Source organism: Sphingobium cupriresistens, assembly GCF_004152865.1.
Taxonomy (GTDB): domain Bacteria; phylum Pseudomonadota; class Alphaproteobacteria; order Sphingomonadales; family Sphingomonadaceae; genus Sphingobium; species Sphingobium cupriresistens.
The window spans coordinates 87,766-97,553 of the sequence record NZ_SEOO01000016.1; the positions used below are offsets into that span (position 1 = coordinate 87,766).

Annotated in this window: 12 protein-coding genes and 2 pseudogenes; 9 read left to right on the forward strand and 5 right to left on the reverse strand. The window is 61.9% G+C overall.

The genetic code is table 11. The features are described 5' to 3' along the window. Positions 1-2: 2 nt before the first annotated feature. Positions 3-662, forward strand: coding sequence for an NnrU family protein (locus EWH12_RS11380; protein WP_129926630.1), 660 nt, complete (start codon positions 3-5; stop codon positions 660-662). A gap of 160 nt (positions 663-822) precedes the next feature. Next, a complete protein-coding gene (locus EWH12_RS11385; protein WP_165363615.1) occupies positions 823-2,049 on the forward strand; it encodes an HPP family protein in 1,227 nt (408 codons plus the stop codon). On the opposite strand, the gene EWH12_RS11390 is transcribed toward EWH12_RS11385, so the two are convergent. The 4 genes from EWH12_RS11390 to EWH12_RS22655 form a co-directional block, all read right to left on the reverse strand. Beyond that, a complete protein-coding gene (locus EWH12_RS11390) occupies positions 2,046-2,378 on the reverse strand; it encodes a cupin domain-containing protein (protein ID WP_129926632.1) in 333 nt (110 codons plus the stop codon). The two genes, EWH12_RS11385 and EWH12_RS11390, sit on opposite strands and share 4 nt — an antisense overlap. Positions 2,379-2,419: 41 nt before the next feature. Then, a complete protein-coding gene (locus EWH12_RS11395; RefSeq protein WP_277986025.1) occupies positions 2,420-2,869 on the reverse strand; it encodes an RrF2 family transcriptional regulator in 450 nt (149 codons plus the stop codon). 315 nt (positions 2,870-3,184) lie between these two features. Continuing rightward, complete coding sequence (locus tag EWH12_RS11400; protein WP_129926634.1) at positions 3,185-4,300, reverse strand: IS110 family RNA-guided transposase; 1,116 nt, start codon at positions 4,298-4,300, stop codon at positions 3,185-3,187. A 234-nt stretch (positions 4,301-4,534) separates the two neighbouring features. After that, positions 4,535-4,921: a hypervirulence associated TUDOR domain-containing protein gene (locus EWH12_RS22655; protein WP_242496027.1), complete on the reverse strand. Its 387-nt coding sequence runs from the start codon at positions 4,919-4,921 to the stop codon at positions 4,535-4,537. 126 nt (positions 4,922-5,047) lie between these two features. Between EWH12_RS22655 and metB the strand changes: the two genes are divergently transcribed. Together metB and EWH12_RS11415 are read left to right on the forward strand one after the other, a co-directional pair. Next, positions 5,048-6,199, forward strand: a complete 1,152-nt coding sequence (gene metB, locus EWH12_RS11410; protein ID WP_129926635.1) for a cystathionine gamma-synthase — start codon at positions 5,048-5,050, stop codon at positions 6,197-6,199. Beyond that, entirely contained in the window at positions 6,196-6,378 is a 183-nt protein-coding gene (locus EWH12_RS11415; RefSeq protein WP_129926636.1) for a hypothetical protein, read from the forward strand. The genes metB and EWH12_RS11415 overlap by 4 nt, the downstream gene beginning before the upstream one ends. 140 nt (positions 6,379-6,518) lie before the next feature. Here EWH12_RS11415 and EWH12_RS11420 read toward each other — a convergent pair whose 3' ends face one another. Beyond that, positions 6,519-6,944: an Rrf2 family transcriptional regulator gene (locus EWH12_RS11420; protein WP_129926637.1), complete on the reverse strand. Its 426-nt coding sequence runs from the start codon at positions 6,942-6,944 to the stop codon at positions 6,519-6,521. A gap of 108 nt (positions 6,945-7,052) precedes the next feature. On the opposite strand from EWH12_RS11420, the gene EWH12_RS11425 reads away from it, so the two are divergent. From EWH12_RS11425 to EWH12_RS22470, 5 genes and pseudogenes are all read left to right on the forward strand, one after another. Beyond that, complete coding sequence (locus tag EWH12_RS11425; protein WP_129926638.1) at positions 7,053-7,502, forward strand: group III truncated hemoglobin; 450 nt, start codon at positions 7,053-7,055, stop codon at positions 7,500-7,502. Continuing rightward, positions 7,495-7,770 (forward strand): TehB family protein, encoded by a 276-nt coding sequence (locus tag EWH12_RS11430; RefSeq protein ID WP_129926639.1) that lies wholly within the window; start codon positions 7,495-7,497, stop codon positions 7,768-7,770. Before EWH12_RS11425 ends, EWH12_RS11430 begins: the two co-directional genes overlap by 8 nt. Positions 7,771-7,809: 39 nt before the next feature. After that, positions 7,810-9,021, forward strand: coding sequence for an NO-inducible flavohemoprotein (gene hmpA / locus EWH12_RS11435; protein WP_129926640.1), 1,212 nt, complete (start codon positions 7,810-7,812; stop codon positions 9,019-9,021). A gap of 11 nt (positions 9,022-9,032) precedes the next feature. Next, positions 9,033-9,278: pseudogene (locus tag EWH12_RS11440) on the forward strand (hypothetical protein); the annotation flags it as partial. A gap of 156 nt (positions 9,279-9,434) precedes the next feature. Beyond that, positions 9,435-9,614 (forward strand): annotated as a pseudogene (locus tag EWH12_RS22470) (recombinase family protein); the annotation flags it as partial. Between the last annotated feature and the right edge of the window lie 174 nt (positions 9,615-9,788).

The window sequence follows — 9,788 nt, forward strand, 5'->3', positions numbered from 1 at the left end:
CCATGGCCTGGACCGAGTTCATTGCCGCGCTCGGCGTGTTCCTTCTTTCGCATGCCGTTCCGGTGCGCGCCCCGGTCAAGCCCTGGCTGGTAGGCCTGGTGGGTCAGCGCGGCTTTAGCATCGCCTATTCGCTGTTGTCGCTGGCGCTGCTGGCCTGGTTGATTACGGCGGCTGGCCGGGCGCCCTTTGTCATGCTGTGGGCTTGGGAGCCTTGGCACAACCATCTGGTGCTGGCGGTAATGGCAGTTGTCTGCCTGATCCTTGTGCTCGCCATAGGCAGACCCAATCCGTTTTCCTTCGGCGGCGCGAACGCTGCCGCGTTCGACCCCGCTCGGCCGGGTATCGTCGGTTGGATGCGCCACCCCTTGCTGGCCGCGCTCGCGCTGTGGGCGGGGGCGCATGCCTTCGCCAACGGGACACTCGCCCATGTCGTCATGTTCGGCATTTTCGCCGCCTTCGCGCTGCTTGGAGGACGGCTGATTGACCGTCGCCGTCAGCGCGAGATGGGGCCCGAGTGGCAGCGGCTGCACCGTGTGATCGTGCGGCCCGGGCCGGGGGCGGTGATGTTCGGACAGCCGCTGCGTCTGGTAGCGGGCGGGGCGCTTTACCTTGTTTTGATTCTGATCCATCCGCTGTTGTTCGGGGTCAGTCCGATCCTGTGATCGGTAACGCGCCCTGAACTTTGGAGTGAGCGGGGGGATTGCTTACGCGCTGCTCGCCAGCAAAGAATTTCTATCGGCTTTGTCCGGTGCGCGATCGTGCCTCGTGCGTTATGCCTGAACGGCAGGCGAATTGCCGCTCATGATGCCAGAAAGAACGCCGATGGCGCCGAAAACACCCAGTCCGACCGGCAGTAACGCCTTGCTTCAAAAAGGCGACGCTTCGGCTCCGCTGTCGCTTTCCGGCCAGATGCGCGTGCATGTGCGCCTGCGCCAGGCGCTGCGGGCGGCTTTGGGTGCGGGGCTGGCGCTCTCGCTTAGTGCCGGGCTGCTCGTGGTGCTCAGTGCCTGGCGCGGCGATCTTGCGAGCTTCTTGTTAATCGCCCCGCTCGGCGCGAGCGCGTTTCTGCTGTTTGCCATCCCCAATTCCCCGCTGGCCCAGCCATGGTCGGCAGTCGTCGGCAACACGGCTTCGGCCCTGGCGGCTTTAGCGGTGCTGCAATTCGTCCTGCCTGCGGAAATCAGTGTGGGATTGGCGGTGGGCGGCGCGATCATCGCCATGGCGAGCCTGCGCGCGATGCACCCGCCCGGTGGTGCGGTGGCGCTGGCAACGGTGCTGTTCGCGCTCGAGGGCGGCGACATCGGTATCGGTTTCGCCCTGTCGCCGGTGTTGCTCGATACGGCGTTGCTGGTGCTGCTGGCGATTGGCTACAATCGCCTGACCGGTCGCCATTATCCGTTTCGGCAGCCGGGGGAAGAAGGCGGGCATAAGACCGGCGATGCCGCGCCCGACCGGCGGCTCGGCCTGACGCCCGACGAGTTGGAGCGCGTGCTCGAGCGCTTCAATCTCGGGGCGAATATCGGTGCCGAGGATTTTGGCCGCATCCTCGCCGCAGCCGAGGCCGAGGCGGCGCGCCGCCACTTTGGCGGACTGACCTGCGGCGGGGTCATGTCGCGCGATATTGTCTCGGTCGGACCGGAGGCCGAGCTGGGCATTGTGGCCGATCTGTTTCGCAAGCACCATTTCAAGACCCTGCCGGTCGTGGGCGATGGGGGGCGGCTTGAAGGGATCATATCCCAGAACGACCTGATCCAGCGCGCCCGCACGCTGGCGCTGCCGACTGCGGGCGGGTTCGTCGGGAGCCTCCGCGGTATGGTCGATCCGGCGAACCGCGCGCTTTGCGCAAGCGACATCATGACGACGCGGCTGAAGACCGTCGCGCCGAATGACGGTGTGGGGGTGCTGGTTCAACTGCTCGCCGATGGCGGGGTGCAGGCCGCTCCGGTGGTGGATGGCAACCGGTTGATGGGCATCGTTACCCGCTCGGATCTGCTGGCCGTGCTGGCGCATCAGACCGTGCTGGCGGGCGCAGTCACGCCAACGGTCTAGGTGGGCGTGTCTATTGGCAACATGATGGTTATCAGCAGCACGCTGTCGGTCACGGCATCGATCCCGTGCACCGCGTTTTCATCGAAGAACACCCATTGGCCGGTTCCGAGCGTCAGCATGCCGCCCGCGACCTTCACGCTCACCGAGCCTTCGAGGCAGTGCAGCGTAATCTGCGATGCGAGCCGGTGAGCGGGAATGGTATCCCCTTGCCCCAGCGCCAGGCGGATGGCTTCGAACCGGTCGGTCTTGACGATGGCCCTGGTGCCGGGCTGGTCAGCCGATGCGGCAAGATCGATCACTTCGCCTGAACTGGCATGATGCAGGGCCATTGGCTGTCCTCCTCGGTGCAGATGTGCGGGGCGTTGGCGGGTCAGGCGGGGCTCGGCTGCGGCTCGCGCAACAGGCGCTCGCGGAAAGCCCTCACATCGGGCACAAGTTCACTGATACGGCGCTGATCGAGCCGCGCGAGAAAATCCTCCATCGCCTCGCTCAGCAGCGGCTTCAATCCGCACATGCCGTTGATGACGCAGCCCGATCCGGCGGCAAAGCAGGACACGAAGGCGTCGAGGTTCTCGAACCGGCGCACCACCTCGCCCACGGTGATGGTCTCCGCCGGCCGCGCCAGACGCATCCCGCCGCCGCGGCCGCGAAAGGTCTCGACCAGCCCGGCGGCCTGCAGGCCCTGCACCACCTTGGCGAGGTGGTTGCGCGAAATCCGGAAGCGCTGGGCAATCTCGTCGACCGACAGGTGCCGGTCGGCGGTCGCAAGGGTCATGAGCACGCGCAGGGCATAATCGGGGGCGTCACATAAAACGGGCACAGATATACGCTCTCATGACTGCCATCTGCGTTACAAGGCGAGTTTACGCGTTCGCTGGCCTTTGGGCTAGCGGTGAATTTGGCATGGCCGGAGTGCCGCGGGCTCCTGATCGACGACGATTGATCACGCTCTCATCCGCGGATTGATTACCGCAATACCCGTTTCCGTCGCTGGACCTTCCTCACTCTAAGCACGGGCATCGGACTTGCCTGCCCCAACGTACACCGAGGATTGCCCATCACAGTCGGGCGCCCGCGACACACCGGCCATGCCTATGTCGCCAAAGGCCAGAGCCGAAGCTCTACCCCTGGCGGGTCAGACCGCCACCACCGGTTGCACGCGACGGGCGATGTCCCAGGCGAAACCCACAAGTTCACGGGCGATCGCCGTGTTGACCTTGGGTTGCGGCTTGCCTGTCGCCGAGAGGCGGCGGAACCGCTGGCATAGCCGCACCTGAGCCTTCCAACCGATCGCCTGAATATCTTCGGGAAGATCCGCAACGCGATCCCGGTAACGTCGCTCTTCGCGGGCAGGAAGTCGATAGGTCCATCCCGCCTCGACCAGCATGGTGCGGGCATGAGCGTTTCCGGCGCGCGTGATCCGGCCACGCTGAACTCGCGCGCCACTCGAATATTCCGACGGGACCAGCCCGAGGTAAGCCATCAACTGCTTGGGGTTCTGAAACCTCGTCAAGTCGCCGACCTCCGCGACCAGGATTGCCGCGACAATCAGGCGAACACCGCGAAGGGCCTGCAAACTGCGAACCAGCGGTGCGAACCGCCAGCCATCGACCGCTTCGACGAGCGCCGCCTCGAGGCGTGCAGTTCGTGCCTGCGCCTCCAGGACACGACGCTTGGCCTCCTCGAAAGCCAGTTGCTGATGCGCGAAATCGAAACGTTGCTCCGACAGCCAGCGCCAGTAGGTTTTGGTCCATGCCGACTTTCCGGAAAATCTGCGATCATGGCGAAGCAGGAAGCTGCGCACCGATTGCTTGGCAGCCGAAGTGTCTTCCTGCGCCGACCGCCGCGCACGGATGAGATCGCGGATTGCCTCATGAGCTTCATCCGGCACCCAGATCGGGGCCAGCTCTCCGGCGCGGAGCAGGCGCGCCAGCGTCATTGCATCGCGCCGATCGGTCTTGATCTGGTCACCAGGACGTCTCGGCATCATTGAGGGGGAAATGACAATGCAGGGTTGCCCCTGTCGGGTCAGAAGGCGCTGCAGGCCGTAGCCGCAAGGTCCCGCCTCGTAACAAAAATCAAGGGTGATGCCAGGTCCAGCCAGACGCTTGACCATACCGCGTACGGCATCGTCTTCATTCGGGATCGTGCCATGAAAGCGAACCTCGCCGCCGCGTTCGCCCTCCGCCACGGCCACCGCGATCGTCTCCTTGTGCACGTCCAGCCCGATGTACTTCAATCTCTTTGCCATCAATCATCTCCGTTGCTGACCCTCCGCAGGTGAAGCATCGCAGATCAAAGCCCTCATGGCTCAGGCAGTCATTGGGTCTAAGGCCTGAGGGCGTCGGGAAACACCTGTTTGTCGTGCGTCCGTTAGAAATGGCGGGGTTTGGGGCAAAGGAGGCATTCAAGCTACTGTCCCGAACGGAGGCTTCTGCCGAGAGCGGTCATTGCGGGTGACCGATGGTGGTGAAGGCCGCCGCCATCAGTCGATCGTTTTCAGCGCGTCTTCCTTGTGCGCCGCGATGTGGTCGGTCTTGTCGCTGGCGATCTCGTACTGGGGCGCCTCCTTCGAGGCGCGATGCCGGTGGCCTTTGTAATCGAAATCCCGTTCATGCAGCTTGATGATCCTGCCGCTCGCATGGCCGGCTTCGGAATTCCAGCTTACATGGTCGCCTGTGGAGTATTGCGCCATACGGTCCTCGCTCTCCAGAGTAACGGGCGTTTCTGGGCATCCGTTCCAAGGGTTTACCTGCTGGCAGCGCGTGCTGGTGTGTTCAGTGGCACCGGTGACTTCCACGCCGTTCGCGCGTTGTCGGATAGGATTGTATAAGACTGTCTCGAAGGGGATCTGAGAATGGCGCTCCAGCATGCAAAGTCCGACACGAAACGAGCGCCGAAAAATCTGGCGTGGACGACACGGATTGGTGAAATACCCGAGGCCAAATAACACGGTCGAAGGTTTGAGTGCGATCCTGCAGTGTATTAAGAGGCCCTGATGACGAAAGAACAAGCACCCGAGACGATTGCCGCAACGTACGGCGTGGCAACCGATGCGGCATTTGGGGCAGTGGCTCCGCCGATCTATCTGACAAGCACCTTCACTTTCGAGAGCTTCGAGCAGCCGCGCGAATTTGATTATGGCCGCGCGGGAAACCCGACGCGGGCGATGCTCGCCGAAGCGCTTGCTCGCCTCGAACATGGCGCGGGTGCGGTCATTACGGCAAGCGGCATGGCCGCTGTCGATCTGCTTCTGGCGCAGATCGATTCCGACGATCTCGTGTTGGCACCTCACGACTGCTACGGCGGAACCCGCCGCCTCCTGCTGGCGCGAGCCGCAAAACGGCAATTCCGGGTAACATTTATCGATCAATCGGATGGGGATGCGCTCGCCGTTGCTTTCTCCGACAAGCCGACGCTAGTCTTGGTGGAGACCCCGAGCAATCCGCTGATGCGGGTCATCGATATTCGCGGGATCTGCGCGCTCGCCAAGGCCGCCGGCGCGCGAGTTGCGGTCGATAACACCTTCCTCTCGCCAGCGCTGCAAAGGCCGCTCGAACTCGGGGCGGATTATGTGATCCACTCCACCACCAAGTATCTCAACGGCCATTCGGACGTGATCGGCGGCGCCGTTATCGCGGCCGATGCCGACGAAGCCCTGAAGCTCGCTGCTTGGGCGAATGTCATTGGAGTGACAGGCGCACCCTATGATGCATGGCTGACGTTACGAGGGTTGAGGACGCTGTTCCCACGCATCGAGCGGCAGCAGCAGACCACCGCCGCGATTGCCGAATATCTGGAACAGCACGCCCGAGTGTGTGCTGTTCACTATCCTGGTCTCGCTTCCCATCCAGGCCATGCCATTGCCACATCCCAACAGCACGGTTTCGGCGCCATGCTGAGCTTTGAGTTGGAGGGCGGGGTCGAGGCGGTGCGCCGCTTTATTACCGCGATCGGCACCTTTACGCTCGCAGAATCGCTGGGAGGCGTCGAAAGCCTTATCTCTCACCCGGCGACAATGACGCATGCCGACATGGGCGTTGAGGCGCGGCAAATGGCCGGCATTAGCGATGGCCTGCTACGGCTTTCAATTGGACTTGAGCATTTGGATGATCTGGTCGCTGGTCTGGAGAAGGGGTTCGGCGCATGAACGACGATCCGGAATCGATTCCGCTCTGCCGCTATGAGGAGCTGGTTCGCCGAGAAAACCGGCAAAGGGCGGCGCGGATCTCAGCGCCGGTCGCATCGCCGGAGCAACTCCCCGGTACCGATAACCTCAAAAGTGGCGGGGTCGATATACCGGACAGGCTCTCCGGTGGAGAGAGCTAGGCGCCGCGCGCCTGGGTAGTGGCGTCGACCGGCGTTCGTTTCGGCTCGATCGAAGTGATGAAACTCCAGAACGGTGATTGGGGAGCCATCATCTCCCTCACAACGATAACGGGCGCACTCCTTCTCCATCGACAGACAATCTATGCCGCTTCGGGTGCAAAGAGACTGAGCATATCGACCCGCTTCGCCAACATGTCGTCGAGCGTGTAGCCGTCAAGCACGGCCATGAATGCGACAAGCGCCTCGCTAAGAACCCCCGTCACGCCGCACGCCGGCGCGATGATGCAGCTCCCGCAATCGACCAGATCGAATCCATCCTCTGTGTGCCGCACAACCGATCCGATGATTATCTCGCCCGGCGGCCGCGCGAGCCGGATTCCGCCAAGACGCCCCCGAACGCTCGCCACAAAACCGGCTTTACCGAGGTCGTGAACCACCTTCATCAAATGATTCTGCGAGATCGCATACGCACCCGCCATCTCGGAAATCGAGCATAGTCGATCAGGCCGCGCTCCAAGGTAAAGCAGCACCCTAAGGGCATAGTCGGTGTAGCGCGTCAGCTTCATGTCGCTTCCCGGTCACAGCGCCCGATCGACGCTGCATTAATATATGCATTTTTGTTGCATGTTTCCAAGTCAATGATACATGTAGCATACATGATTTGGAGTCGTTCAATGGGTGGCGACAGGCAGATTGATGAGGAAGGGCTGAACCGTCTGGTAACGCAGTTCTATGCGCGGGTCCGCGAGGATGCCGAGCTGGGGCCGATCTTCAACAACGCGATCGCCGATTGGCCCGAACATCTCGAAAAGCTAGCGGCATTCTGGTCGTCGGTGATGCTCACCAGTGGCCGATATAAAGGCCAACCAGTGCCAGCTCATTTGAAGCACAAGTCGCGAATTACGCCGGCGCTATTCGAGCGATGGCTAATGCTTTGGGCTGAGACGACCAGCGAAATGATGTCGCCCGAAGCCGCCGCCGCTTTGCAGGCGAAAGCGAAGCGGATCGCCGAAAGTCTGCAGCTCGCCATGTTTTTTAGGCTCGATCGGCAAGGCGCGGAAGGCTCGGCGACCAATTCCGATACAATGGATTACCCACGGCGGAGAGTGCGAAGCTATGCCTGATATCCTTCCCTATCGTTCCACGCCGGTGTTCGACCAGGATACGCTACCGGCTGCCTTGCGGACGCGGCACGATACCAAGGCTGGTGTGTGGGGCCTCATCCGTGTTCTGGAGGGCGAGCTCAAGCTCACCTACCTCGATCCTCCATCGGAGATCGTGCTGACAGCGGATCAGCCAGGACTGGTTCTGCCGCAGCAGCCGCATTTCGTGACGCCGATGGGGCCCATGAAGATGCAGGTCGATTTTTACGATCAACCTCCCGCGCGCTGACATTTCGGAAATTCCAGCACATTTCAAAAGGAGAAGTTCATGTCGCAGCCTCTGAACGATCAGACCATCGCGCTCGTTAAGGCGACCGTTCCCGCGCTGGAAGCGCACGGTCTGGATATCGTACACGAAATGTATTCCCGGATGTTTCAGAACCCGGAAATCCGCGATCTTTTCAATCAGTCGCATCATGGGGACACGGGTTCGCAGCCCCGTGCGCTCACGGGCGCCATTCTCGCCTATGCCAGCAACATTGAAAATCTAGGTGCGCTTGCGCCAGCGGTCGAGCGGATCGCGCAAAAGCATGTGGGTCTACAGATTCTGCCCGAGCACTATCCACACGTTGCCGAAGCGCTCCTTGGCGCGATCAAGGCGGTACTGGGCGACGCGGCGACCGACGAAATCCTTGCCGCGTGGGGCGAGGCTTACTGGTTCCTCGCCAATATCCTGATCGCCCGAGAGCAGCGCGTTTACACGGAGCAGAAAGACGCGGACGGCGGATGGAATGGCTGGCGTGACTTCCGCGTCGAGGACGTCGTGCGTGAGAGCACCGTCATCAATTCTTTCGTTCTCCGCCCGGTCGATGGCGGACCTGTCATGCACCACAAGCCGGGGCAGTACCTGACTTTCTGGCTCGAGATTCCCGGACATCCGCCGGTCAAGCGCAACTACTCGATTTCGGCGGCTGCCAATGGCGAAACCTATCGCATTTCGGTGAAACGCGAATCGCAGGGCCTGGCTTCGGGATGGCTTCATGACGAGGTGAAGCCCGGAACCGTGTTGAAGGTCGCCGCGCCGGCGGGCGAGTTCTTCCTTTCCGATCACGTCGAACGTCCCGTGGTCCTCCTCTCCGGCGGTGTGGGCCTGACGCCAATGGTGGCGATGCTCGAGGCGCTTACGCAGAGCGGCGCCGATGTGCCCGTTCACTATATTCACGGAACCCATGATCGCGACACCCATGCGATGCGCGATCATGTCCGCACCGTAGCTGGGCAGGGCAGGGCGGTGTCGGTTACCGATTTCCATCAAACTCCGCTGGAAGGCGAAACGCAGGGCCAGGACTATGATGTCTCCGGCATCATCACCGATGAGTGGCTCGTCGCCAACACGCCGGTCGGTGAGGCCGACTACTATATTTGCGGACCGCGCCCGTTCCTGCGTCATGCGGTTTCGACCCTGTCGCTCGCCGGTGTGCCGTCCGACCGAATTCACTACGAGTTCTTCGGCCCGGCGGACGAACTTCTGGCAGCCTGACGGGAGACGTTATGGACGACATCACCATAGCTCGGGCGATCCATGTTCTCGCGGTTCTGCTCTGGATCGGCAGCGTGGCGTTTGTGACACTCGTGGTGATGCCGTCCATTCGCGCCGCGCATCCGCCAACTGACAGGCTCGCGGCTTTCCACAAGCTCGAAGGCCGTTTCGCGGCGCAAGCGCAGATGTGGGATCGCTTCGCCGATCCGCAATTCTGGTGGATGCATGCAATGGTTGGCCTCTGGTCGATTGCTGCCGGTAGCTCGTAAGTCGCTTGCTGTCGTCAATCACATGTTTTCGGAAACCCTTGGGTGATCCCTCGGCTTTGGTCGGCAATCCTGCGCCTGAATAGTCGACAAACCCTGTCGCTTTGACGTAGTGTACGACAAAGTGGTTTTGAGAGTTTGTCGTACATGCTGGTCGGATATATGCGAGTGTCATCGGCCGATGATCGCCAAACTGTCGATCTTCAGCGCGACGCTCTGGTCGCGGCGGGTGTCGATCCGCGTAATTTGCATACTGATAAGGCATCGGGAGCACGCGACGATCGACCGGGCCTGGATCTGGCGGGCATGATCGCCAAGGCAGACGGGTTGAACACTCGTGCGGTGCGTGTAGCGCGACGATTACGGAGTCCGGTCGTGTTGCCTCATTAAGCGATGTTCCCGAGCGGCATAGCCATTGCCTCACGTAAATGCTCCCTACAGGACATCGCCCTCACTGACTATTCCTTGCGCGACTGGGTGCCGCGCAGTGGAGCCGGAGGC

What these genes read in the sequence shown, in the direction of transcription:
- EWH12_RS11380 (WP_129926630.1), top strand. Translation starts at nt 3, where the DNA reads ATGGCCTGGACCGAGTTCATTGCCGCGCTCGGCGTGTTCCTTCTTTCG.
- EWH12_RS11385 (WP_165363615.1), top strand. Translation starts at nt 823, where the DNA reads ATGGCGCCGAAAACACCCAGTCCGACCGGCAGTAACGCCTTGCTTCAA.
- EWH12_RS11390 (WP_129926632.1), bottom strand. Translation starts at nt 2,378, where the DNA reads ATGGCCCTGCATCATGCCAGTTCAGGCGAAGTGATCGATCTTGCCGCA.
- EWH12_RS11400 (WP_129926634.1), bottom strand. Translation starts at nt 4,300, where the DNA reads ATGGCAAAGAGATTGAAGTACATCGGGCTGGACGTGCACAAGGAGACG.
- EWH12_RS22655 (WP_242496027.1), bottom strand. Translation starts at nt 4,921, where the DNA reads ATGCTGGAGCGCCATTCTCAGATCCCCTTCGAGACAGTCTTATACAAT.
- metB (WP_129926635.1), top strand. Translation starts at nt 5,048, where the DNA reads ATGACGAAAGAACAAGCACCCGAGACGATTGCCGCAACGTACGGCGTG.
- EWH12_RS11415 (WP_129926636.1), top strand. Translation starts at nt 6,196, where the DNA reads ATGAACGACGATCCGGAATCGATTCCGCTCTGCCGCTATGAGGAGCTG.
- EWH12_RS11420 (WP_129926637.1), bottom strand. Translation starts at nt 6,944, where the DNA reads ATGAAGCTGACGCGCTACACCGACTATGCCCTTAGGGTGCTGCTTTAC.
- EWH12_RS11425 (WP_129926638.1), top strand. Translation starts at nt 7,053, where the DNA reads ATGGGTGGCGACAGGCAGATTGATGAGGAAGGGCTGAACCGTCTGGTA.
- EWH12_RS11430 (WP_129926639.1), top strand. Translation starts at nt 7,495, where the DNA reads ATGCCTGATATCCTTCCCTATCGTTCCACGCCGGTGTTCGACCAGGAT.
- hmpA (WP_129926640.1), top strand. Translation starts at nt 7,810, where the DNA reads ATGTCGCAGCCTCTGAACGATCAGACCATCGCGCTCGTTAAGGCGACC.